The organism is Pseudomonas sp. E1MeOHC2 (genome assembly GCF_058745025.1).
Genome location: NZ_CP196675.1, coordinates 2,154,920 through 2,179,158, shown reverse-complemented (window position 1 = coordinate 2,179,158; position 24,239 = coordinate 2,154,920). Strand labels below are relative to the sequence as shown.

General features: G+C 62.1%; 20 protein-coding genes. 13 read left to right on the top strand and 7 right to left on the bottom strand.

The window, feature by feature from the left end:
* The first annotated feature begins 22 nt into the window (after positions 1 to 22).
* The 3 genes from gcvT (at position 23) to gcvP (ending at position 4,545) form a co-directional block, all read left to right on the top strand.
* Positions 23 to 1,105 (top strand): glycine cleavage system aminomethyltransferase GcvT, encoded by a 1,083-nt coding sequence (gene gcvT / locus ACSSU5_RS09685; RefSeq protein ID WP_264311089.1) that lies wholly within the window; start codon positions 23 to 25, stop codon positions 1,103 to 1,105.
* Between the two features lie 51 nt (positions 1,106 to 1,156).
* Positions 1,157 to 1,540 (top strand): glycine cleavage system protein GcvH, encoded by a 384-nt coding sequence (gene gcvH, locus ACSSU5_RS09680; RefSeq protein ID WP_492561076.1) that lies wholly within the window; start codon positions 1,157 to 1,159, stop codon positions 1,538 to 1,540.
* Between the two features lie 131 nt (positions 1,541 to 1,671).
* Positions 1,672 to 4,545, top strand: a complete 2,874-nt coding sequence (gene gcvP / locus ACSSU5_RS09675) for an aminomethyl-transferring glycine dehydrogenase (protein ID WP_264311091.1) — start codon at positions 1,672 to 1,674, stop codon at positions 4,543 to 4,545.
* Between the two features lie 29 nt (positions 4,546 to 4,574).
* Here gcvP and ACSSU5_RS09670 read toward each other — a convergent pair whose 3' ends face one another.
* From ACSSU5_RS09670 to ACSSU5_RS09660, 3 genes are all read right to left on the bottom strand, one after another.
* Positions 4,575 to 4,889, bottom strand: coding sequence for a DUF2388 domain-containing protein (locus ACSSU5_RS09670; RefSeq protein WP_264311092.1), 315 nt, complete (start codon positions 4,887 to 4,889; stop codon positions 4,575 to 4,577).
* Between the two features lie 89 nt (positions 4,890 to 4,978).
* Complete coding sequence (locus ACSSU5_RS09665; protein WP_492561075.1) at positions 4,979 to 6,664, bottom strand: GspE/PulE family protein; 1,686 nt, start codon at positions 6,662 to 6,664, stop codon at positions 4,979 to 4,981.
* A gap of 108 nt (positions 6,665 to 6,772) precedes the next feature.
* Positions 6,773 to 7,078, bottom strand: a complete 306-nt coding sequence (locus ACSSU5_RS09660; RefSeq protein ID WP_264311094.1) for an ACT-like domain-containing protein — start codon at positions 7,076 to 7,078, stop codon at positions 6,773 to 6,775.
* Positions 7,079 to 7,204: 126 nt separating this feature from the next.
* On the opposite strand from ACSSU5_RS09660, the gene ACSSU5_RS09655 reads away from it, so the two are divergent.
* Positions 7,205 to 7,675 (top strand): Lrp/AsnC family transcriptional regulator, encoded by a 471-nt coding sequence (locus ACSSU5_RS09655; protein WP_027592247.1) that lies wholly within the window; start codon positions 7,205 to 7,207, stop codon positions 7,673 to 7,675.
* Between the two features lie 69 nt (positions 7,676 to 7,744).
* On the opposite strand, the gene ACSSU5_RS09650 is transcribed toward ACSSU5_RS09655, so the two are convergent.
* Complete coding sequence (locus tag ACSSU5_RS09650; RefSeq protein ID WP_492561074.1) at positions 7,745 to 9,121, bottom strand: CYTH domain-containing protein; 1,377 nt, start codon at positions 9,119 to 9,121, stop codon at positions 7,745 to 7,747.
* Positions 9,122 to 9,235: 114 nt separating this feature from the next.
* Between ACSSU5_RS09650 and argE the strand changes: the two genes are divergently transcribed.
* Positions 9,236 to 10,378, top strand: a complete 1,143-nt coding sequence (gene argE, locus ACSSU5_RS09645) for an acetylornithine deacetylase (RefSeq protein ID WP_264311096.1) — start codon at positions 9,236 to 9,238, stop codon at positions 10,376 to 10,378.
* A gap of 124 nt (positions 10,379 to 10,502) precedes the next feature.
* Entirely contained in the window at positions 10,503 to 11,801 is a 1,299-nt protein-coding gene (gene argA / locus ACSSU5_RS09640; RefSeq protein ID WP_264311097.1) for an amino-acid N-acetyltransferase, read from the top strand.
* A 150-nt stretch (positions 11,802 to 11,951) separates the two neighbouring features.
* Here the strand turns inward: argA and ACSSU5_RS09635 are convergent, their stop codons facing one another.
* Positions 11,952 to 13,328, bottom strand: a complete 1,377-nt coding sequence (locus ACSSU5_RS09635) for a glutamine synthetase family protein (protein WP_264311098.1) — start codon at positions 13,326 to 13,328, stop codon at positions 11,952 to 11,954.
* A 574-nt stretch (positions 13,329 to 13,902) separates the two neighbouring features.
* On the opposite strand from ACSSU5_RS09635, the gene ACSSU5_RS09630 reads away from it, so the two are divergent.
* From ACSSU5_RS09630 to ACSSU5_RS09600, 7 genes are all read left to right on the top strand, one after another.
* Complete coding sequence (locus ACSSU5_RS09630; protein ID WP_264311099.1) at positions 13,903 to 15,261, top strand: glutamine synthetase family protein; 1,359 nt, start codon at positions 13,903 to 13,905, stop codon at positions 15,259 to 15,261.
* Between the two features lie 48 nt (positions 15,262 to 15,309).
* On the top strand, positions 15,310 to 16,671 hold the full coding sequence (locus tag ACSSU5_RS09625; protein ID WP_264311100.1) for an aspartate aminotransferase family protein: 1,362 nt from the start codon (positions 15,310 to 15,312) through the stop codon (positions 16,669 to 16,671).
* Between the two features lie 170 nt (positions 16,672 to 16,841).
* Complete coding sequence (locus ACSSU5_RS09620; protein ID WP_264311101.1) at positions 16,842 to 17,939, top strand: polyamine ABC transporter substrate-binding protein; 1,098 nt, start codon at positions 16,842 to 16,844, stop codon at positions 17,937 to 17,939.
* A 159-nt stretch (positions 17,940 to 18,098) separates the two neighbouring features.
* Positions 18,099 to 19,193, top strand: a complete 1,095-nt coding sequence (locus ACSSU5_RS09615) for a polyamine ABC transporter substrate-binding protein (RefSeq protein ID WP_264311102.1) — start codon at positions 18,099 to 18,101, stop codon at positions 19,191 to 19,193.
* A 72-nt stretch (positions 19,194 to 19,265) separates the two neighbouring features.
* Entirely contained in the window at positions 19,266 to 20,408 is a 1,143-nt protein-coding gene (gene potA, locus ACSSU5_RS09610) for a polyamine ABC transporter ATP-binding protein (protein ID WP_264311103.1), read from the top strand.
* Complete coding sequence (locus tag ACSSU5_RS09605; RefSeq protein WP_264311104.1) at positions 20,405 to 21,325, top strand: ABC transporter permease subunit; 921 nt, start codon at positions 20,405 to 20,407, stop codon at positions 21,323 to 21,325. The genes potA and ACSSU5_RS09605 overlap by 4 nt, the downstream gene beginning before the upstream one ends.
* A complete protein-coding gene (locus ACSSU5_RS09600; protein ID WP_264311105.1) occupies positions 21,322 to 22,215 on the top strand; it encodes an ABC transporter permease subunit in 894 nt (297 codons plus the stop codon). The genes ACSSU5_RS09605 and ACSSU5_RS09600 overlap by 4 nt, the downstream gene beginning before the upstream one ends.
* A gap of 124 nt (positions 22,216 to 22,339) precedes the next feature.
* Here ACSSU5_RS09600 and ACSSU5_RS09595 read toward each other — a convergent pair whose 3' ends face one another.
* Entirely contained in the window at positions 22,340 to 22,795 is a 456-nt protein-coding gene (locus tag ACSSU5_RS09595) for an REP-associated tyrosine transposase (RefSeq protein WP_492561073.1), read from the bottom strand.
* Positions 22,796 to 23,010: 215 nt separating this feature from the next.
* On the bottom strand, positions 23,011 to 24,171 hold the full coding sequence (locus ACSSU5_RS09590) for an AAA family ATPase (protein WP_492561072.1): 1,161 nt from the start codon (positions 24,169 to 24,171) through the stop codon (positions 23,011 to 23,013).
* Positions 24,172 to 24,239: the final 68 nt, after the last annotated feature.

The window sequence follows — 24,239 nt, the reverse complement described above, 5'->3', positions numbered from 1 at the left end:
CCACGCCCGGAAGGAGAAACCCATGGGACAGCGCACGCTTCTGTATGACCTGCACCTGGCGCTTGGCGCCAAGACGGTCGATTTTGGCGGCTGGGACATGCCCCTGCACTATGGCTCGCAAGTCGAGGAGCACCATCAGGTACGCAGTGACTGCGGGGTTTTCGATGTTTCCCATATGACCGTCATCGACGTCAGTGGCCGTGATGCCACCGCTTGGTTGCAGCATTTGCTGGCCAACGATGTCGCCCGCCTCGACGCTGTCGGCAAGGCGCTGTACAGCCCGCTGCTCAACGAAGAGGGCGGGGTCATCGATGACCTGATCGCCTATCGCACCGAAGCCGGCTACCGCCTGGTCACCAACGCCGCTACCCGCGCCAAGGTACTCGCTTGGCTCAAGGCCCAGGAAAGCGGGTTCTCGGTCGATTTCGCGGTGCGCTTGGACCTGGCCATTCTCGCCATACAAGGCCCGCAGGCCCGTGGCAGGGTCGCAGCCCTGCTCAGCCCCTCGCGCGCCGCGCTGATTCGCGAGTTGCGCCCGTTCGAAGGTATTGCCGACGGTGACTGGTTCATTGCCCGCACCGGTTATACCGGTGAAGACGGCCTGGAAATCATCCTGCCAGGCCACGAGGCCGTTACTTTCTACAACGACCTGGTCGGCGCCGGCATTGCCCCCAGTGGCCTGGGCGCCCGCGATACCCTGCGTCTGGAAGCCGGCATGAACCTTTACGGGCAGGACATCGACGAACGCCACACCCCACTGACGTCTAACCTGGGCTGGAGCATCGCCTGGGAGCCGGCCGCGCGCGAATTCATCGGCCGCAAAAAACTGTTGGAGGAAATCGAACAGGGTGTGAAGGAAAAACTGGTTGGCCTGGTGCTGGAAGAGCGCGGCGTTTTGCGTGCCCATCAAGTGGTTCGCGTTGCTGGTATTGGCGAAGGAGAGATCACCAGTGGTAGTTTCTCTCCTACGCTGAGCAAATCCATTGCCCTGGCGCGTTTACCCATGGCCACCGGCGACCGCGCCGAGGTCGAGATTCGCGGCAAGTGGTACCCGGTGCGGGTGGTCAAGCCGACCTTCGTGCGCCACGGCAAAATCCTGATTTGAACCATTTTTAACCGGCGGGCCGACCGCTGAGCCAATCGAGGAATTCAAGACATGAGCAATATCCCCGCCGAACTGCGTTTTGCCGAAAGCCACGAGTGGGCGCGCCTGGAAAGCGACGGCACAGTGACCGTTGGCATCAGCGACCACGCACAAGAAGCCCTGGGTGACGTCGTGTTCGTCGAACTGGCGGAAGTCGGCAAGGTATTCGCCCAGGGCGACGCCGCTGGCGTGGTCGAGTCGGTCAAGGCCGCTTCCGACATCTACGCCCCGATCGGTGGTAAAGTGATCGCGGTCAACGAAGCGTTGGCCGACACCCCGGAGCTGCTCAACGAAGAGCCTTACGGTGCCTGGATCTTCAAGCTCAAGCCAAGCGACAAGGCTGAGCTGGACAAGCTGCTGGATGCTGCGGGTTATCAGGCTGCCATCGGCGAGTAATACCGCGTCGCCTTCTTCGCGGGGTTACCCGCGAAGAGGCCGGGCCTGTACGCAAGTTTCCCCGCAGAATCGGCAATCCTTCCTAGACTTATAAGTCTCCACGAGGCCTGGTTTAGGAAGAGAGCGTCGTCATGTCCCAGTCGCCGTCCCTGCATCAACTGCAAGAGCTCAACCCTTTCCTGCGTCGCCACCTTGGCCCCGATGCCTCGGAGCAGCAGGCCATGCTCAGCGCGTTGGGTGTTGCCAGCCGCAGCGAGCTGATCGAGCAGACGGTCCCGCCGGGGATTCGCCTCAATCGCCCCCTCGACCTGCCGCCGGCGCTGGACGAACAGGCCGCACTGGCCAAGCTTGCCGGTTACGCCGAACAGAACCAGGTCTGGACCAGCCTCATCGGCATGGGCTACCACGGCACCATCACCCCGACCGTCATCCTGCGCAACGTCCTGGAAAACCCCGGCTGGTACACCGCCTATACGCCTTACCAACCGGAAATTGCCCAAGGGCGGCTGGAGGCGTTGTTGAATTTCCAGCAGATGGTCATCGACCTGACTGGCCTGGCCCTGGCCAATGCTTCGCTGCTCGACGAGGCCACCGCCGCCGCCGAAGCCATGGCCTTAGCCAAGCGCGTGGCGCGCAACAAGAGCAATGCCTTTTTCGCTGACGAGCACTGCCACCCGCAAACCCTCTCGGTACTGAAAACCCGCGCCGAGGGTTTTGGCTTTGAACTGATCGTCGATTCTGTGGATAACCTGGCCAAGCACGCGGTCTTCGGTGCTTTGTTGCAGTACCCGGACACCCATGGCGAAGTGCGCGACCTGCGCCCGTTGATCGATCAGTTGCACAGTCAGCACGCCTTGGCCTGTGTTGCCGCCGACCTGCTCAGCCTGGTGGTGCTGGCGCCACCCGGTGAGCTGGGCGCCGATGTGGTCTTGGGCTCGACCCAGCGCTTTGGCGTACCGATGGGCTACGGCGGCCCACACGCGGCCTATTTCGCCTGCCGTGACGACTTCAAACGGGCCATGCCGGGGCGCATCATCGGTGTGTCGCGCGATGCCAGGGGCAATACTGCGCTGCGCATGGCCCTGCAGACCCGCGAGCAACACATTCGCCGCGAAAAGGCCAACTCCAACATCTGCACGGCCCAGGTACTGCTGGCCAACATTGCCGGCTTCTATGCCGTCTACCATGGCCCTGAGGGCTTGCAGCGCATCGCCCAGCGCGTGCATCGGCTGACGTTCATTCTGGCTGCAGGCCTTGAAGCCAAGGGCATCAAGCGGCTCAATCAGCATTTTTTCGACACCCTGACACTGGACGTGGGCGGCGCGCAGGCGGCGATCATTGAAAGTGCCGAGCACGCGCATATCAACCTGCGCATCCTCGGGCGCGGGCACCTGGGCGTGAGCCTAGACGAAACGTGCAGCGAACAGACCGTGTTGCGCCTGTTGGACATTTTCCTGGGCGTCGACCACGGCCTGGACATCGCCACCCTCGACCAGTTGGCGCTGCCCGAAGGCATTCCCGCAGGGCTGGTACGGCGCACGCCGTTCCTTGCGCATCCGGTCTTCAACCTGCACCACAGCGAAACCGAGATGCTGCGCTACCTCAAGCAGCTGGAAAACAAGGACCTGGCGCTGAACCAATCGATGATCCCGCTGGGCTCCTGCACCATGAAACTCAACGCCACCAGCGAGATGATCCCCATCACCTGGCCTGCCTTCGCCCAGCTTCACCCCTTCGCGCCGGTTGCTCAGGCGGCGGGCTACAAGGCGATGATCGACGAACTGGAAAGCTGGTTATGCGCCATCACGGGTTTTGACGCCATCTGCATGCAGCCCAACTCCGGCGCCCAGGGCGAATACGCCGGCCTCATGGCCATTACCCGCTATCACCGCAGCCGCCACCAGCCGCAGCGCACCTTGTGCCTGATACCGTCCTCGGCCCACGGCACCAACCCGGCCTCGGCGCAAATGGCCGGCATGGAGGTGGTGATTGTCGAATGCGATGAAGACGGCAACATCGATCTCGCTGACCTCAAGGCCAAGGCGCAAGCGGCCGGGGATCGGCTGTCGTGCCTGATGGTCACTTACCCCTCGACCCACGGGGTGTATGAAGAGGGTATTCGCGAAATCTGCGACGTGGTGCACCAGCACGGTGGCCAGGTGTACATGGACGGCGCCAACCTCAACGCCCAGGTTGGCCTGGCGCGCCCAGCGGACATCGGCGCCGACGTCTCGCACATGAACCTGCACAAGACCTTCTGCATCCCCCATGGGGGCGGCGGCCCCGGCATGGGGCCGATCGGTATTCGCGCCCATCTCAAGCCCTTTGTCGCCAGCCACCCGGTGGTGCCGGTGCCGGGCCTGGACCCGAACAACAGCGCGGTCAGTGCCGCACCCTGGGGCAGCGCGAGCATTTTGCCGATCAGCTGGATGTACATCGCCATGATGGGGCCGCAACTGGCCGATGCCAGCGAGGTGGCGATCCTCTCGGCCAACTACCTGGCCAGCCAGCTGGGTGGTGCCTTCCCGGTGCTCTATCGCGGGCGCAACCAGCGCGTGGCCCACGAATGCATCCTCGACCTGCGGCCACTCAAGGCACAGACCGGCATCAGTGAGGAGGATGTGGCCAAGCGCTTGATGGACTACGGCTTCCACGCCCCGACCATGTCATTCCCGGTACCGGGTACGTTGATGGTCGAGCCGACCGAGAGTGAATCCAAAGCCGAGCTGGATCGCTTCGTCGAGGCGATGCTGGCGATCCGTGCGGAAATCGCCCAGGTGCAGGAGGGCAACTGGCCGGCTGAAGACAACCCGCTCAAGCATGCACCGCATACCCTGGCCGACGTGTTGGCACCGTGGAACAGGCCGTACAGCCTGGAGCAGGGGATCGCGCCCAGCGCTCACGTACGCCAGCACAAGTATTGGCCAGCGGTGAACCGGGTCGACAATGTGTATGGGGACAGGAATCTGTTCTGTGCGTGTGTGCCGGTGGAGGCTTACCGCTGATTATGGGGGGCCTTGGCCCCCCATAACAATCACTCGGCTACTGCGTTCTTGGCCAGAATGGCATTGGCCAGTTCCATGTCGCTGGCCTGCATCCCTGGGTTTTCAGCGCGCACCTGGCGCATTGCTGACTCAAGGAACGGGCCACGAATTGCGCCTTCACTGGCGACGAAGCTGCCAGCGTCATCCTGCGCGGCCAGCACCAGCTTGTGATCCCTCGACGTCAGGTAGGTCGATGCGGTAGTTGCACCCGAAGAAATCACGTTACGCCAGAAGGTATCGGCCATGGCGGAGCCGATCGGCAGCGAAAGCAAGGCAGCGGTCGCGATGGCGGTTTTGAGACGCATGTTGAAACACCTCTAAGGGTGAGGGTTGAAGATGCGCGATTTGATCGTGCTGAGGGGGTGCAAGTTCCTTGAATACAAGGGAATTTTGCTCAGGAACAGGCCCTGAGCACTTCCTCTGTGCGGGTCAACCCGCGGGCCACTTTCGCCTCCCCGCAGCGGCGTAGGTCTAGCAGGCCTTCTGTCAGTGCCTGGCATCGTAGCTGCGCAAGGTCGGTGTGTGGGCCAATCTGCGCGCGCAGGCTTTCGCTGGGTATCAACAACTCGTAAAGGCCCGTGCGGCCTTGAAACCCGGTACCGCGACAGGTACGGCAGGGTTGGCCACTGCGGGCCGAGGCGCAGCCCTGGCAATCGTTGCAAAGGGTACGTATCAGCCGTTGCGCCATGACCCCGATCAGCGTCGCCTTGATCAGGTAGTCGGCAACGCCCAGCTCCTGCAGGCGGGTGATCGCGCCGCAGGCATCGTTGGTGTGCAGGGTCGAGAGTACCAGGTGCCCGGTGAGGGCTGCTTGCACGGCCACCAGGGCGGTTTCCCGGTCGCGGATCTCACCGATCATGATGATGTCCGGGTCCTGGCGCAGCATCGCCCGCACGCCGTTGGCGAAGCACAGGCCCAGGGTTGGCTGGACTTGCAACTGGTTGAAGGCCGGCTCCAGCCTTTCGATGGGGTCTTCGATGGTGCACAGGTTTATTTGCGGGGTGGCCAGCAGCTTGAGGCTGGCGTAGAGCGTGCTGGTTTTGCCGGAGCCGGTGGGGCCGGTCACCAGGATGATGCCTTGGCGATGACGCAGCAGCGCCTGCCATTGCTCGCGTTGCTGTCCTTCAAGGCCGAGGCGGTCGAAGTCTTCGTGGAGTTGTTGCGGGTCGAACAGGCGCAATACCAGTTTTTCGCCAAACGGCGTCGGCAGGGTCGACAGGCGCAGCTCCACCTCGCCGCCGCTTGGCAGGCGACTTTGCAGCCGACCGTCCTGTGGCCGGCGTTTCTCCGCTACATCCATGCGCCCCAAGTGTTTGAAGCGGCTGACCAGCGCCAGTGTCACGCCTGCGGGGAACGCGTAGACGGTGTGCAGCAGGCCATCGATGCGGTAACGCAGCTGCCCCTGTTCGCGGCGGGGTTCCAGGTGGATATCGCTGGCGCGTTGTTCGATGGCGTACTGCAGCAGCCAGTCGACGATGTGCACGATATGCGCATCATCGGCGTTGGCCTCGGCCTGGCGTTTGCCCAGTTCCAGCAGGTGTTCTAGCTCCCCCAGGCTGGCCGACTGCTGGTGTTGCGCGCCCTGTACCGACTGGGCCAGGCGGAAAAACGATTGCCCCAGCTGACGAATCTGTAGCGGGCTGGCCAGCACGCGCCGGATCGGCCTGCCCAGGCTGCGGGCCAGGTCTGCCTGCCAGTCATTCTGATACGGCTGTGCGCTGGCCACCGTAACCCCGGTGGTGTCAGCGGCTACCACAAGGATGCCGTGGCGCTGGGCGAACGCCGGGGAAATCAGCCCGCTGACCTGGGCCATGTCGAGCTGCATCGGGTCGATGCGCAAAAAGGGTTGGCCGACTTTATCGGCCAACCATTGGCAGAGGCGGTCAAGGTCCAGAGGCTGGCCAGGGTGCTTGCGGTCTTCGAGGCCCGGCGCGGCGATGAGTTCCAGGGGGTGGCAGGTCGGGCGTGAGGCGGCCTGTTCGAGGACCCGTAGGGTGTCGCTGGCGTCCAGGTGCTGGTCAGTGAGCAGGGCCTGGAGCAGGCGGTTGAGGTCGAGTGCTTGATTGTCGGGGGTGTGCATGGCGGCGTCCTTGCCAGGAGGGGAGTCCTGACAAAGGCTAGCCGGGTGCAGTGGGCTTACTGCAGGCAAAGGGTTTCGGGATCTTGCGATGCCGGTAACAGGGTGGGATCAGACCACCGCCAGCTCCACGCGCGCCAGGTTCACCAGGCTCACCTCAGCCACGCACACCAGGTTGCGCAATTTTTGCGCAATCACCTCGGCGCGGTGCCAGCTAAGGCCGCCAATACCGATCTCGATAGCGAGCCAGTCATCCTGTTGGCTGACCTGCACGTGGTGCGGGGTCAAAAACTGCAAGGCAAACAGGTTGAGCACCCGGCACAGGCTGTCGGGCTCGGCTTCGGCCTGCAGGCGGTAGTGCACGGTGCTGTGGGCGTTGCTGGCGGCCCAGGCGTCGGTACGTGGCAGTGCGTTCATGCTGGTCTCCGCGAATGTGGGAGAAATTCTTGCACGTCGAGGCGGGTATTTTTTCGCTATGATTCGATCAATTGGCCGGTATGGCGGATTGGACTATTCGGGTTATCGTGATTTGGAGAATCATTTATGCACAGCGAGCTGGATGCCTATGATCGGCGCATCCTCGAATTGCTGCAGGAGGACGCTTCGCTGTCCAGCGCACAGATCGCCGAACGGGTGGGGCTTTCGCAATCGCCTTGCTGGCGGCGCATTCAGCGGCTGAAAGAGGAGGGGGTGATACGCGGGCAGGTGACCTTGCTCGACCGCAAGAAGATCGGCCTGAACACGCAGATTTTTGCAGAGGTGAAGCTCAACGCGCACGGTCGCTCCAATTTCACCGAGTTCACCGAGGCGATCCGGGGTTTCCCAGAGGTGCTGGAGTGCTACGTGCTGATGGGCTCGGTGGACTTTCTCTTGCGCATCGTCACCTCGGACATTGAAGCGTACGAACGGTTCTTCTTCGAAAAACTGTCGAATGTGCCGGGGATTCAGGAAGTGAACTCGATCGTGGCGCTTTCAGAGATCAAGTCCACGACCAGCCTGCCACTGTCGAGGTAATGGGCTGCTGTGCAGCCCATTGCACTAAACCTGTGGGAGCGGGCTTGCCCGCGAAGCAGGCGACGCCGATCAAGCCTTGAGCAGGTACTTCCAGCCGCGGCTCTGATCAACCGCACGGGCCTGCTCGATACGGGCTTCAAGCAGCTCGTCGGGCGTTTCGGACAGCGGCAGTTCAGCCAGCTCGTGCAGCTTTTTCAGGTCGCCATACAGGCGGTCCATCTGCGGTGCTTCGAGCACCTGGCGGGCATGGTGCAGCCAGGTGAGCAACTGCTCGAGGCGCGGCAGCTGTTCGGCCAGGTCTTCGGGGCGCTGGGTGTACAGCGGCAGTTTCAACGCGCGGCCTTCTTCGCCGAGCAAATGCGCCATCCAGCTGGCCAGCTGCGCCTTGCCCTGGCGTTCGCCACGGCCTTTGCGCTCGACGGTCCAGCCGCGGGCCAGCAGCCAGCGCGAGGTTTCCAGGGAGAACTGGCCCCAGCGTACGTCTTCCAGCTCTTCGGCGAATTGCTCCGGTGCGGCGCGGCGGATGTCTTCGTCATCGTTACCGGCCTGCACCAGTGGGCGCCAGTCTTCGAGCAGCGCGTCAAGGCTGGCGCGCAGCTCGCGGGTGGTGGCGCGCGGTGCGGCCTGGCCCAGGCTGGCGACCAGTGCGCGCAGTTCGGCCAGGGACTGCACCCAGTCCTGCAGCAGGCGCCAGTGGCCATTGTGGCGGTATTGCTCGGCCAGGCGCTGGCTGCTGCCGAGCAACTGCCAGGCGAGGGCGGCGAAGGCATCGTCCAGGGCCATTTCGGCGTCCAGCTCGGTCTGGGGCAGGCCCAGTTCGTAGCTTTCGGGCTCCAGCAGGCGGTAGCCCCGCTCGGCCTTGCTGATGTCGCAGGGCATCAGTGGCAGGCTAGCGGCAAGCTCCGCAGCTAACTCCAGCAGGGCTTCGGGCGCACCTTCGCGCAGTTCGAGCTCCAACTCGCAGATTTCTTCCTTGCGCTTGCCGGCGATCACGAAGCCCTGGTCCAGCGCGGCCTCGATCACGACCTTGCTCTTGCCACGGCCCCAGGCGATTTCGGCGTATTCACGGCTGAAGTCGGTGGTGAACAGCGGTTTGATGGTTTTTTTGTCGAGCGCTGCCAGTTGCTCGGGCCAGCAGGTGGCGTCGAGTTTTTTCAGGTCGAGCTTGACCTTGTCCAGGTGCCACTCGTACTCGTTGCGTTCGGACAGCCCGGCCACGCTTTGCCCGCGGCACTTCAAGGTCTGGATGATTGCATCACCATCGCGGCGCAGGCGCAGGGCGACACGGGCGGCGGAAAGCTCGCGTTCCGGGGTGTCGAAGTACTGGTTGAGCAGTTCACGGGTCTGCCAACCGGACTTGTTGCGCTTTTTCAGCAAGGGGTGCTCGCGCAGGGCGGCAAGGGTCTCGCGGCTGGCGCGGAGCTTGAGTTCGGTTTCTTTGTGCATCGCAGGCTCGAAGGAGGGGCTCGTTGGCAGAGAGTCTACAGGAGTCGGCCGCCAACGGTTTATTCCAGACGGCAGATGGTCCTATGATGGGCAACGCTTCCGAGGAGTACGGGCATGCCGTTGCCGACGCTGAAAGACCAGTTCGCCGCTTTGATTGCCGCGCCTTCGGTCAGTTGTACCCAGCCTGCGCTGGATCAGTCCAATCGCCAGGTCATCGACCTGCTGGCCGGCTGGTTGGGTGACCTGGGTTTCACGTGCGACATCCAGCAGGTCAGCCCCGGCAAGTTCAACCTGCTGGCCAGCCGTGGCACCGGCCCGGGTGGCCTGGTGCTGGCGGGGCACAGCGACACCGTGCCCTACGACGAGCAACTGTGGTCGAGCGACCCGCTGAAGCTGACCGAAATCGATGGCCGCTGGGTAGGCCTGGGCAGTTGCGACATGAAGGGCTTCTTTGCCCTGGTCATCGAGGCTGTGCTGCCGTTGCTGGAGCATGACTTCAAGCAGCCGCTGCTGATTCTCGCCACCTGCGACGAAGAAAGCTCCATGTCCGGCGCCCGTGCTCTGGCCGAGGCCGGCCAGCCGCTGGGCCGTGCCGCAGTCATCGGCGAGCCCACCGGCCTGCGGCCAATCCGCATGCACAAGGGCATCCTCATGGACCGCATCGACATCCTCGGGCGCAGCGGCCATTCATCGGACCCGACCCTGGGGCGCAGCGCCCTGGAAGCCATGCACGCGGTGATGGGCGAGCTGATGCAACTGCGCGGCCAATGGCAGCAGACCTACCGCAACCCACAGTTCACGGTGCCTACACCGACGATGAACTTCGGCTGCATCCATGGCGGTGACAACCCCAACCGCATCTGCGGCCAGTGCGCGCTGGAGTTCGACCTGCGGCCGTTGCCGGGGATGGATGTCGAGCAACTGCGGGCAGCGATCCGCCAGAAGCTGGTGCCCGTGGCGGAGCGCTTCGAGGTGCGCATCGACTATGCGCCGCTGTTCCCTGAAGTGCCCCCGTTCGAGCAGGCCGCGGACGCCGAGCTGGTACAAGTGGCCGAGCGCCTGACCGGTCACCGCGCCGAAGCGGTAGCGTTTGGCACAGAAGCGCCTTATCTTCAGCAGCTGGGCTGCCAGACCATCGTGCTAGGCCCTGGCGACATCGCCTGTGCCCATCAGCCTGGCGAGTACCTTGAAATGTCACGAATCGAGCCTACCGTGCGTCTATTACGTGACCTGATCCGGCACTATTGCCTGCACTAAACGTCCATTGAGCTTATTCGTTACTGCCTAGAGGAGACCGCGCGTGACCGCAAGCCTGTTCCGACGATGATCTTGAACGCCCCCTGTATCGCCGTTCTCCGTCCACTTATCCACAGGCCCTGTCATGCCCGACTACGTCAACTGGCTGCGTCATGCCTCCCCGTACATCAATGCCCATCGCGACTGCACCTTTGTGGTCATGCTCCCCGGTGATGGGGTGGAGCACCCTAATTTCGGCAACATCGTCCACGACCTGGTGCTGCTGCACAGCCTTGGCGTGCGGCTGGTGCTGGTGCATGGCTCGCGCCCACAGATCGAAAGCCGTCTGGCCGAGCGTGGCCTGACCCCGCATTACCACCGTGGCATGCGTATCACCGATGCGGCGACCCTGGATTGTGTGATCGACGCCGTGGGCGCCCTGCGCCTGGCCATCGAAGCACGCCTGTCGATGGACATCGCCGCCTCGCCGATGCAGGGCTCGCGCCTGCGCGTGGCGTCCGGCAACCTGGTCACTGCCCGGCCGATCGGTGTGCTCGAAGGCGTGGACTACCACCACACCGGCGAAGTGCGCCGGGTCGATCGCAAAGGCATCAGCCGCTTGCTCGACGAACGCTCCATCGTGTTGCTGTCGCCGCTGGGTTACTCGCCCACCGGTGAAATCTTCAACTTGGCCTGCGAAGATGTCGCCACCCGCGCGGCCATCGAGCTGGGTGCCGACAAGCTGCTGCTGTTCGGCGCCGAGCCGGGCCTGCTGGATGAACAGGGCAAGCTGGTGCGTGAGCTACGCCCGCAACAGGTTGCCCCGCATCTGCTGCGCCTGGGCAGTGACTACCAGGGCGAATTGTTGGATGCCGCCGCCGAGGCCTGCAAGGGGGGTGTGGCGCGTAGCCATATTGTCAGTTATGCCGAAGACGGCGCGCTGCTGACCGAGCTGTTCACCCGTGGTGGTGGCGGCACGCTGGTGTCCCAGGAGCAGTTCGAAGTGGTGCGTGAGGCGACCATTGAAGACGTTGGTGGCCTGTTGGAGCTGATCAGCCCGTTGGAAGAGCAGGGCATCCTGGTGCGCCGTTCGCGTGAGGTGCTGGAGCGGGAGATCGAGCAGTTCAGTGTGGTCGAGCGCGAGGGCATGATCATCGCGTGTGCGGCGTTGTACCCGATTGCCGATTCCGAGGCGGGCGAGCTGGCGTGCCTGGCGGTGAACCCGGAGTACCGGCATGGCGGGCGGGGTGATGAGTTGCTCGAGCGCATCGAGAGCCGCGCGCGGCAGATGGGGTTGAATACGCTGTTCGTGCTGACTACGCGCACCGCGCACTGGTTCCGCGAGCGTGGCTTTGCGCCCAGTGGCGTGGAGCGGATGCCGGCGGCGCGGGCATCGCTGTACAACTACCAGCGTAATTCGAAGATTTTCGAGAAATCGCTGTAAACCTGTAGCGGCCTCTTCGCGGGCAAGCCCGCTCCCACAGGAAACTCACAAGGCTTGAAGCTTGTGGAATACCTGTGGGAGCGGGCTTGCCCGCGAAGCAGGCGACGTGGTCTCGAATAAAAACGCCGCCCTGATGGGCGGCGTTTTCATTTACACCGTGTGCAGATACCAGTTGTACTCAAGGTCGGAGATCGAATGCTCGAACTCCTCCAGCTCGCTCTCCTTGCACGCGACAAAGATGTCGATGTACTTCGGATCGATGTACTTGTTGAGGATCTCGCTGTCGTCCAGCTCGCGCAGAGCATCGCGCAGGTTGTTCGGCAGGCTCTGCTCCAGCTGCTCGTACGAGTTGCCTTCGATCGGCGCGCCTGGCTCGACCTTGTTGGTCAGGCCGTGGTGCACGCCGGCCAGCACGGCCGCCATCATCAGGTACGGGTTGGCATCGGCACCGGCAACCCGGTGCTCGAGGCGCACGGCATCGGCAGAGCCGGTCGGCACACGCAGCGCCACGGTGCGGTTGTCCAGGCCCCAGCTCGGCGCATTTGGCACATAGAACTGCGCGCCAAAGCGACGGTACGAGTTGACGTTCGGGCAGAGGAACGCCATGGACGCGGGCAGGGTCTCGAGCACACCGCCGACAGCGTGACGTAACGCGGCGTTCTGCTCGGGATCCTCGCTGGTGAAGATGTTGTTACCTTCTTTGTCCAGCACGGAAATGTGAACGTGCAGGCCGTTGCCTGCCTGGCCCGGGTAGGGCTTGGCCATGAAGGTGGTGTCCATTTCATGGTCGTAGGCGATGTTCTTGATCAAGCGCTTGAGCAGCACCGCGTAGTCACAGGCCTTGAGCGGGTCGGCGACGTGGTGCAGGTTGACTTCGAACTGCGCCGGGGCGCTTTCCTTGACGATGGCGTCAGCTGGAATGCCCTGCTCTTTGGCACCTTCGAGGATGTCCTGCAGGCAGTCGGCGTATTCGTCGAGGTCGTCGATCAGGTACACCTGGGTCGACTGTGGGCGCTTGCCCGAGATCGGCGAGCGGGGCGGTTGTGGGCGGCCATTCACGTTCTCCTGGTCGATCAGGTAGAACTCCAGCTCGAACGCGGCGCAGATGGTCAGGCCCAGGTCGTCGAACTTGCTGACAACCTGACGCAACACTTCACGGGGGTCGGCGAAGAAAGGCTCGCCTTCGATCTCGTGCATGGTCATGAGCAGCTGTGCAGTGGGGCGTTTTTGCCACGGCTCGTTGCACAGCGTGTCGGGGATCGGATAGCAAATGCGGTCGGCGTCGCCGATGTCCAGGCCAAGGCCGGTGCTTTCGACGGTGGAACCGTTGATATCCAGGGCGAAAAGGGAGGCCGGCAGGTTGATGCCTTTCTCGTAAACCTTGTGGAGGCTGGTGCGCTCTATGCGCTTGCCGCGCACCACACCATTCATATCTGCAATCAGAAGGTCAACGTAGAGAACCTCAGGATGTTCCTTAAGGAACGCGTTCGCTTCGTTAAGCTGAACGGCACGCGGGGGTACCGACATGATGCAACACCTTTGTTGTTAAAAATATCAATCAAGGGGGGCTTGCAGGACCAGTCAATCGAAAACCCATACTGATGTCAAGCCAACCCCATGATGCCCTGAAATGGCACATCTACGGCAGATTTGCTGCATATCGGGGCGTGCCATTATCCGCTATTTACCGCGTGAAGGGCTATCTCAAGCTTGCCGTGTTTTATTTTTTACGGAGGTGTTGTGTAAAAAAATGAACAAGGCTAAGCTCGGTCACAACCCAAAACACAATAATACGAGGGTCATATGGTCCGCTTGTCGCGACCTGAAAGCGCTGCCTGCGCAGTGCAGTCGGGTATCCCTGTCGTTCATGCACGCATCGTCAACGGTGTGGCCGCCCTGGCCGCAATAATTGACGTTTGGCGCACCCGGACCCTCCCTCGTAGCGGCTTTACGCCCTTCGATTCGTCTTCCTGCCCTTCAAACTCATTACGGACACGCTTGTTTTCAGTGTATCCACTGTGCTCCTGCGTGGGGGTTTTTGCTTTAGCAATCTTCTCCATCCAGAATCAATGCGCGGACCACCTTACCTCCTGAGGTATTTATGAGTAACAACCTCGACCAGCTCACCGATTGGTTGAAAGAGCACAAGATCACCGAAGTCGAATGCATGATCAGTGACCTGACCGGCATCACGCGGGGCAAGATCTCGCCGACCAACAAGTTCATCGCCGAAAAAGGCATGCGCCTGCCCGAGAGCGTGCTGCTGCAGACCGTCACGGGCGACTACGTCGACGACGACATCTATTACGAACTGCTCGACCCGGCCGACATCGACATGATCTGCCGCCCCGACGAAGACGCCGTGTTCCTGGTGCCCTGGGCCATCGAGCCGACGGCGCAGGTGATCCACGACACCTACGACAAGAAGGGCAACCCGGTCGAACTGTCGCCGCGCAACGTGTTGAAGAAAGTGCTCAAGCTCTACACCGACAAAGGCTGGCAGCCGATCGTCGCGCCAGAGATGGAGTTCTACCTGACCAAGCGTAGCGAAGACCCGGACTTCCCGCTGCAGCCGCCGGTAGGCCGCTCGGGCCGCCCGGAAACCGGGCGGCAGTCGTTCTCGATCGAGGCCGCCAACGAATTCGACCCGCTGTTCGAGGACGTCTATGACTGGTGCGAACTGCAACAGCTGGACCTCGACACGCTGATCCACGAAGACGGCACGGCGCAGATGGAGATCAACTTCCGTCACGGCAACGCGCTGCACCTGGCCGACCAGATTTTGGTGTTCAAGCGCACCATGCGCGAGGCCGCGCTCAAGCACAACGTGGCCGCGACATTCATGGCCAAGCCCATGACCGGCGAGCCGGGCAGTGCCATGCACCTGCACCAGAGCGTGATCGACGTGGCCACCGGCAAGAACATCTTCAGCAACGAAGACGGCAGCATGAGCGAGCTGTTCCTGCACCACATCGGTGGCCTGCAGAAGTTCATCCCTGAGGCGCTGCCGCTGTTCGCCCCCAACGTCAACTCGTTCCGCCGCTTCCTGCCCGACACCTCGGCGCCAGTAAACGTCGAATGGGGCGAGGAGAACCGCACCGTCGGCCTGCGCGTGCCGGATGCCGGCCCACAAAACCGCCGGGTCGAGAACCGCCTGCCGGGCGCCGATGCCAACCCTTACCTGGCCATCGCCGCCAGCCTGCTGTGCGGCTACATCGGCATGGTCGAAGGCATCGAGGCCAGCGCGCCGGTGCAGGGCCGCGGTTATGAGCGCCGCAACCTGCGCCTGCCGCTGACCATTGAAGACGCCCTGGAACGCATGGAAATCAGCCGCGCGCTGGTCCAGTACCTGGGCAAGAAGTTCATCACCGGCTACGTCGCCACCAAACGCGCCGAGCACGAAAACTTCAAACGCGTCATCAGTTCCTGGGAGCGTGAGTTCCTGCTGTTTGCTGTCTGATCAACCCTGGTGCCGCAGGAGCGCGGCTGTCGGATAACGGAGAAGCACATGAGCGTCAAAAACCCGCAAACCCGTGAATGGCAAACCCTGAGCGGCGAGCACCACCTCGCACCCTTCAGCGACTACAAACAGCTGAAGGCGAAGGGGCCGCGCATCATCACCAAGGCCCAGGGCGTGCATTTGTGGGACAGCGAGGGGAACAAGATCCTCGACGGCATGGCCGGCTTGTGGTGCGTGGCCGTCGGTTACGGTCGTGAAGAGCTGGTGCAGGCTGCCGAAAAGCAGATGCGCGAGCTGCCGTACTACAACCTGTTCTTCCAGACCGCTCACCCGCCAGCACTGGAGCTGGCCAAGGCGATCACCGACGTCGCGCCCGACGGCATGACCCATGTGTTCTTCACCGGCTCCGGCTCCGAAGGTAACGACACCGTGCTGCGCATGGTCCGTCACTACTGGGCGCTCAAGGGTAAACCGCACAAGCAGACCATCATCGGCCGCATCAACGGCTACCACGGCTCCACCTTCGCCGGTGCGTGCCTGGGTGGCATGAGTGGCATGCACGAGCAGGGCGGCCTGCCGATCCCGGGCATCGTGCACATCCCGCAGCCGTACTGGTTCGGCGAGGGCGGCGACATGAGCCCAGACGAATTCGGTGTGTGGGCTGCCGAGCAACTGGAGAAGAAAATCCTCGAAGTTGGCGAAGACAATGTCGCCGCCTTCATCGCCGAGCCGATCCAGGGCGCCGGCGGGGTGATCATTCCGCCAGAAACCTACTGGCCGAAGATCAAAGAGATCCTCGCCAAGTACGACATCCTGTTCGTGGCCGACGAAGTCATCTGCGGTTTCGGCCGCACCGGCGAGTGGTTCGGCTCCGACTACTACGACCTCAAGCCAGACCTGATGACCATCGCCAAGGGCCTGACCTCCGGTTACATCCCCATGGGCGGTGTGATCGTGCGTGACACCGTGGCCAAGGTGATCAGCGAAGGCGGCGACTTCAACCACGGCTTCACCTATTCCGGGCACCCGGTCGCGGCCGCGGTGGGCCTGGAAAACCTGCGCATTCTGCGCGACGAGCACATCGTCGAGCAGGCGCGCACGGAAGCGGCACCGTATTTGCAAAAGCGTTTGCGTGAGCTGCAAGACCACCCGCTGGTGGGTGAGGTACGCGGCCTGGGCCTGCTCGGCGCAATCGAGCTGGTCAAGGACAAAGCGACCCGCAGCCGTTACGAAGGCAAAGGCGTGGGCATGATCTGCCGCAACTTCTGCTTCGAGAACGGCCTGATCATGCGTGCGGTGGGTGACACCATGATCATCGCGCCGCCACTGGTGATCAGCCATGCAGAGATCGACGAGCTGGTGGAAAAGGCGCGTAAGTGCCTCGACCTGACCCTCGAAGCGATCAGATGAGCACCTGCTAGGCTAGCGTTGTGACATTAGTTGGTTACAAGGGGCTGCTTTCCTTGAAACAGCGCCTTGTAACTTGCCAGACTAGCGGCTGTTTCAGTCGCCCGACGCGTGTACTACGGGACCTGGCAGCTGAACGGATGGCTAATCAAAAAAAATCTGGAGCATGACGCATGAAGAAAATGGGCAAGACGTTGCTGGCCGCCGCCCTGATGGGTGCCATGGCGACCGCTGTTCAGGCTGAAGACAAGGTATTGAACGTCTACAACTGGTCGGATTACATCGCTCCGGACACCATCGCCAAGTTCGAGAAGCAGTCTGGCATCAAGGTCAAGTACGACGTATTCGACAGCAACGAAACCCTCGAAGCCAAACTGCTGGCGGGCAAGTCGGGCTATGACATCGTCGTGCCGTCCAACAACTTCCTGGCCAAGCAGATCAAGGCTGGCGTGTACGAGGAACTGGACCGTTCCAAACTGCCGAACTGGAAGAACCTCGACCCCGACCTGCTCAAGGCCGTTGGCGATGCCAGCGACAAGGACAACAAGCACGCCTTCCCGTACATGTGGGGCTCCATCGGCATTGGCTACAACCCAGAGAAAGTCAAGGCCGCGCTGGGCGTGGACAAGATCGATTCGTGGGACGTGGTGTTCAAGCCTGAGAACATCGCCAAGCTCAAGAGCTGCGGCGTAAGCTTCCTCGACGCCCCGACCGAAATGCTGCCGGCCGCGCTGCACTACCTCGGCCTGCCAAGCAATAGCACCAAGAAGGAAGACCTGAAGGCCGCTGAGGACCTGTTCCTCAAAATCCGTCCTTCGATCACCTACTTCCACTCGTCCAAGTACATCGGCGACATGGCCAACGGCGACATCTGCGTGGCCGTCGGTTACTCGGGTGACCTGGAGCAGTCCAAGGCCCGCGCCCACGAAGCCGGCGACAAGGTCAAAGTGGACTACGTCATTCCCAAAGAAGGTGCCGGTACCTTCTACGACATGGTCGCCATCCCGAAAGATGCCGAGCATAAAGACGCTGCCTACCAGTTCATGGACTTCCTGATGCAGCCAGAAATCATGGCTGAAATCACCAACGCCGTGCGCTTCCCGAACGGCAACGCTGCTGCCACCCCGTTCGTGGACAAGGACATCACCAGCGACCCGAGCATCTACCCGCCTGCCGAAGTGAAGAAGCAGCTGTACGCGATTGCTGCGCCTGACGCTTCTGTGCAGCGTGTGATTACCCGCAGCTGGACCAAGATCAAGTCGGGCAAGTAAGCCTGATGCGAGGCCCTCTGGGCCGGGGTTGCCCGGCCCAGAGGCGGTGAAAGGCAATTGATGATTGCGGCATCGAAGCTGCGAAGGTAAGTTGCGCGCCGGTTTTGCGTGTGCGGCCCTATTGCCGCTACCCATGCACTGATTGTGAGGACCACCCACTTGTCTATTTCTGTATTACGCAAGGCCTTGATGGCTGGAGCGGGCCTGACGCTGGCATGCAGCGTCCAAGCGGCGCCTACGGTGCATTTCTACAACTGGTCCGACTATATCGGCCCGACCACACTCGCGGACTTCGAGAAGGCAACGGGTATCAAGCCCGTGCAGGATGTTTTCGATTCCAACGAAACCCTGGAAGGCAAGCTGCTGGCCGGCAACACCGGCTATGACGTGGTGGTGCCGTCCAACCATTTCCTGGGCAAGCAGATCAAGGCGGGCGCGTTCCAAAAGCTCGACAAGGGCCTGCTGCCCAATTATTCCAACCTGGATCCGGCCCTGATGAAGCGCCTGGAAAAGAACGATCCGGGCAACCAGTACGCCGTGCCTTACCTGTGGGGCACCAACGGCATTGGTTACAACGTTGAAAAGGTCAAGGCCGCGCTGGGCGTCGACACCATCGACTCCTGGGCCGTGCTGTTCGAACCCGAGAACATGAAGAAGCTCTCCAAGTGCGGCGTGGCCTTCCTCGACTCGGCGGACGAAATGCTCCCGGCGGTGCTCAACTACATGGGGCTGGACCCCAACAGCAGCAACCCCAAGGACTATCAGGCTGCCGAGCAGAAGTTGCTGGCGGTACGCCCGTACGTGACCTACTTCCACTCGTCCAAGTACATCACCGACCTTGCCAACGGCGACATCTGCGTCGCGGCGGGCTTCTCTGGCGATATCTTCCAGGCCAAGGCCCGTGCGGAAGAAGCCAAAAAGGGCGTGAACCTGGCGTATGCGATTCCCAAGGAAGGCGGCAACCTCTGGTTCGACGTGCTGGCGATCCCCAAGGACGCCAAGAACGTCAAAGAGGCCCATGCCTTCATCAACTATTTGCTGAAACCTGAGGTTATCGCCCAGGTCAGTGATTACGTCGGTTACGCCAACCCGAACCCCAAGGCTGGCGACCTGATGGACCAGGCCGTGAGGACTGACGCCGCGGTGTACCCACCGCAGGAAGTGCTGGACAAGATGTTCGTCAACAGTGAGTTGCCGCCCAAGGTGCAACGTTTGATGACCCGTAGCTGGACCAAGGTCAAGTCGGGCAAGTAACCATCCAGGCCCGCCGCAGCCCCCTGCAGAACAGGTTGCGCGGGTACACAAATCTTGTTGGGAGTTTCACTCATGGCAGTTGCCTCCGGTGCCTATAAGAAAGCCCTCGAGGGTGGCCAGCAACCCAAGCAGGTGCTGGTCAAAATCGACCGGGTCACGAAAAAGTTCGACGAAACGGTAGCGGTGGACGATGTGTCCCTGGAAATCCGCAAGGGCGAGATCTTCGCCCTGCTGGGTGGCTCCGGCTCCGGCAAATCGACCTTGCTGCGTATGCTGGCCGGTTTCGAGCGTCCGACCGAAGGGCGGATCATGCTCGATGGCGTCGACATCACCGACATGCCGCCCTATGAGCGGCCGATCAACATGATGTTCCAGTCCTACGCGCTGTTCCCGCACATGACCGTGGCGCAGAACATCGCCTTCGGCCTGCAGCAGGACAAGCTGCCCAAGGCCGACATCGACGCCCGTGTGGCCGAGATGCTCAAGCTGGTGCACATGACCCAGTACGCCAAGCGCAAGCCCCACCAGCTTTCGGGTGGCCAGCGTCAGCGTGTGGCCCTGGCCCGCTCGCTGGCCAAACGCCCGAAACTGCTGTTGCTTGATGAGCCAATGGGCGCTCTGGACAAAAAGCTGCGTTCGCAAATGCAGCTTGAACTGGTGGAAATCATTGAGCGCGTGGGTGTGACCTGCGTGATGGTGACCCACGACCAGGAAGAGGCCATGACCATGGCCCAGCGCATCGCCATCATGCACCTGGGCTGGATCGCCCAGATCGGCTCGCCGGTGGATATCTACGAGACGCCGACCAGCCGCCTGGTGTGCGAGTTCATCGGCAACGTCAACCTGTTCGAGGGTGAAGTGGTCGACGACGCCGAAGGCCACGCGATCATTGCCAGCCCAGAACTTGAGCGCAAGATCTACGTCGGCCACGGCATCACCACCTCGGTCGAAGACAAGCACATCACCTACGCGCTGCGCCCGGAGAAAATGCTGGTCACCACCCAACAGCCGACCTGCGAGCACAACTGGTCGCGCGGCAAGGTCCACGACATCGCCTACCTGGGCGGCCACTCGGTGTTCTACGTCGAGCTGCCGAGCGGCAAGGTAGTGCAGTCGTTCGTCGCCAACGCCGAGCGCCAGGGCACCCGTCCGACCTGGGGCGATGAAGTGTACGTGTGGTGGGAAGACGACAGCGGCGTGGTACTGCGGTCATGAAACTGCGCAAGCTCAAGCGAGCCTTCCAGCGCTTGACCCCGGAGGGGCGGCACCTGGTGATCGGCGTGCCGTTCATCTGGCTGTTCCTGTTCTTCATGCTGCCGTTCTTCATCGTGTTGAAGATCAGCTTCGCCGAAGCCGACGTGGCGATCCCGCCGTATACCGAGATCTACAGCTACGTCGAAGACAAGATCCAGCTGGTGCTCAACCTGGCCAACTACGGCCTGTTGACCGAAGACGAGCTGTACATCTCGGCCTACCTGGGTTCGTTGAAGATGGCCTTCTTCAGCACCCTGTTGTGCCTGTTGATCGGCTACCCGATGGCCTATTCCATCGCCAACGCCCGCAAAGAGTCGCAGACCGTTCTGCTGCTGCTGATCATGATGCCGACCTGGACGGCGATCCTGATCCGCGTCTACGCCTGGATGGGCATCCTCAGCAACAACGGGCTGCTTAACAGCTTCCTGATGTGGCTGGGGCTGATCGACCAGCCATTGCAGATCCTCAATACCAACCTGGCGGTGTACATCGGCGTGGTCTATTCGTACCTGCCGTTCATGATCCTGCCGCTCTATGCCAACCTGGTGAAGCACGACCCGAGCCTGTTGGAAGCCGCATCGGACCTGGGTTCGAGCACCTTCAACAGCTTCTGGAAGATCACCGTGCCGCTGTCGAAAAACGGCATAATCGCCGGCTGCATGCTGGTGTTTATCCCGGTGGTGGGTGAGTTCGTGATCCCAGAACTGCTGGGCGGCCCGGAAACGCTAATGATCGGTAAGGTGCTGTGGCAAGAGTTCTTCAACAACCGTGACTGGCCGGTGGCGTCCGCGCTGGCGGTGGTGATGCTGGCGATCCTGATCGTGCCGATCCTGCTGTTCAACCGCAGCCAGGCCAAAGAAATGGAGGGCAGGGCATGAAGCGCTTCAGTTTTTCCAAGCTGATGCTGGTGCTCGGCTTGCTGTTCATCTACCTGCCGATGCTGATCCTGGTGATCTACTCGTTCAACGCCTCCAAGCTGGTGACGGTGTGGGGTGGCTGGTCGGTCAAGTGGTACGTCGGCCTGCTCGATAACACCCAGTTGATGGGGTCGGTGATGCGCTCGCTGGAAATCGCCTGCTACACGGCGGTGGCCGCGGTGGCGCTGGGTACCCTGGCGGCCTTCGTGCTGACCCGGGTCACCCGCTTCAAGGGCCGCACGCTGTTCGGTGGCCTGGTCACCGCCCCGCTGGTGATGCCCGAAGTGATCACCGGTCTGTCGCTGTTGCTGCTGTTCGTGGCCATGGCACAGATGATCGGCTGGCCGCAGGAGCGTGGCATCGTCACCATCTGGATCGCCCACACCACGTTCTGTGCGGCGTACGTGGCGGTGGTGGTGTCGGCGCGCTTGCGTGAGCTGGACCTGTCGATCGAGGAAGCGGCGATGGACCTGGGTGCCAAGCCGTGGAAGGTGTTCTTCCTGATCACCATCCCGATGATCGCGCCATCGCTGGCGGCGGGCGGCATGATGTCGTTTGCCCTGTCGCTGGATGACCTGGTACTGGCCAGCTTCGTGTCCGGGCCAGGCTCGACCACCTTGCCGATGGAAGTGTTCTCGGCGGTGCGCCTGGGTGTGAAGCCTGAGATCAACGCGGTAGCCAGCCTGATCCTACTGTCGGTGTCGTTGGTGACCTTCATGGTCTGGTACTTCAGCCGCCGCGCTGAAGAGCACCGTCGCAAGGCGATCCAGCAGGCCATCGAAGAAGGGGCCGCGGCGAATGTGTCGCAGCCGCAGGTCAAGCGCCCGACGGCAGCTGCTGCGTCGGCCTGACCCAGCCTGGGGCCGCTTCGCGGCCCTTCGCGGGGCAAGCCCGCTCCCACAGGGATATCCACAAGCCTGAGGCCTGTGGTGTACCTGTGGGAGCGGGCTTGCCCGCGAATGTTTCAACGCGAATTCAAAGCCATACAGCATCCCAGTGGGGATACTCCCTGACACTATTGACCAGCCCCGCTCGCAGGGGATTGGCAACAATGTACCGGGCGACATGCACCACACTCTCTTCTCGCCGCAGTGCATGGTCCTGATAGCCCGCCTGCCATATCGGCTTATGCCTTACGCCTGCTCTGCGCAGCGCTATCCCTGTACGGGATTTGAACCTGCGCATCAGCGTACTCAGGGTCACTTCTTTCAACTCGATCAACCAATGAAGGTGGTCTGGCATCACCACCCAGGCTAGAGACCGGCAGTCCTGATCATGATCTGAGAGGCGTAGTTGCCTCACCACCAGGCGTGCAAGATGGAAGTCGCGAAACAGCGGTATGCGCTGGTGCGTAATGGTCGTCAGCAGGTAGGGCCTGCCGGGTTCTGAAAAGCGGCCCCGGCGGAGCAGGTTGGACTGAGCTGGGCACATTGGGATCTTCCTTGATGACTGAATCCCTTTGAAACATAGCGGTTGAAGCGCAATTGCCGGGTGGCTGATGGTTTCTGGATATGGCAGGAGTGGTTCTGTCTCTTTACTGGCCTCTTCGCGGGCAAGCCCGCTCCCACAGGGATATCCTCAAGCTTGAGGTCTGTGGTGTACCTGTGGGAGCGGGCTTGCCCGCGAAGAGGCCAGTAAATCCTCCCTCAATCCGGCCAATGCCAAGCCGGTTCATCCAGCATCCCCTGCCCAACGATCATCGTCTGGCCCAGCACTTTCTCCAGCCGAATCGCATTGCACCCCTCATCCTCTTCCAACGCTGCCACCAACCGTGGCGCATGCGATACCACCCACACCTGGCACTGCTGCGAAGCCCGCCGAATCAGCCGCGCCAGCGCTGGCAGCAAATCTGGATGCAAACTGGTCTCCGGTTCGTTGAGCACCATCATGCTCGGCGGCCTGGGCGTCAGCAGTGCCGCCACCAGCAGCAGGTAGCGCAAGGTGCCATCGGACAGTTCTGCGGCAGTCAACGGCCGCAACAGCCCCGCTTGCTGAAAACGCAGGCTGAACAGGCCACCGGGTGTCGCATCGATGCCCACTTGCGAGCCGGGAAAGGCGTCGCTGATCGCTGCCTGCAGCGCTTCGAAATCGCCGATCTCCTGGATGGTCTGCAACGCCGCCGCCAGGTCACGGCCGTCGTGGTGCAGCACCGGCGTGCGGGTGCCGAGGCGCGAATGGCGTGCCGGCGCTTCGGGGTCGGTACGGAAATGATCATAGAAGCGCCAGCTGCGGATCTGCTCGCGCAGGTGCAGCACTTCAGGTGAGCCTTGCACGCTACCAACCTGGTCAAACAGGCTGTCGAACTCGGTCAAGTGCTGGCTCATGACCTGCCACTGGCGCCCCTCCCGGGCGCGCACCATGGCCGCGCTGCGCTCCACCAGCAGGCTGGCAGGGCGGCATACGGGGCCGGCCCAGATTGCTTCATGCTTGATCTGTGGGTCCAGGGAAAACATCGACCGGCTCGGCTCAGGTAGCCCCAGGCCGATGGCATAACCAAAGTCTTCGTCGGTAAAGCCCATTTTCAGGCGCCTCACCTGCTGGCGCGGCCCGCCTTGCACCGGTACCTCGCCCTTGAGCATGCGCCGGCTGATTTTTTCAGGCCCGGCATGGAACGTCGACTCCAACCCACCCTCGGCGGCCAAGGCATTGACCACCCCACCGCGCGCCGTCTCGGCGAGCAAGCGCAGGGCCTTGTACAGGTTGGACTTGCCGCTGCCATTGGCACCGGTAATCACGTTGAGCCGGCCCAGCGGCATGACCAGCTGGTTGATCGAACGGTAGTTGGCGATGGCCAGGGTCGTGAGCATGGGGCGCTTCCGTGTGCGGGCGAACAGGCAGTATCGCCGTTTGCTAAACCCTGAACTACGCTAACAGT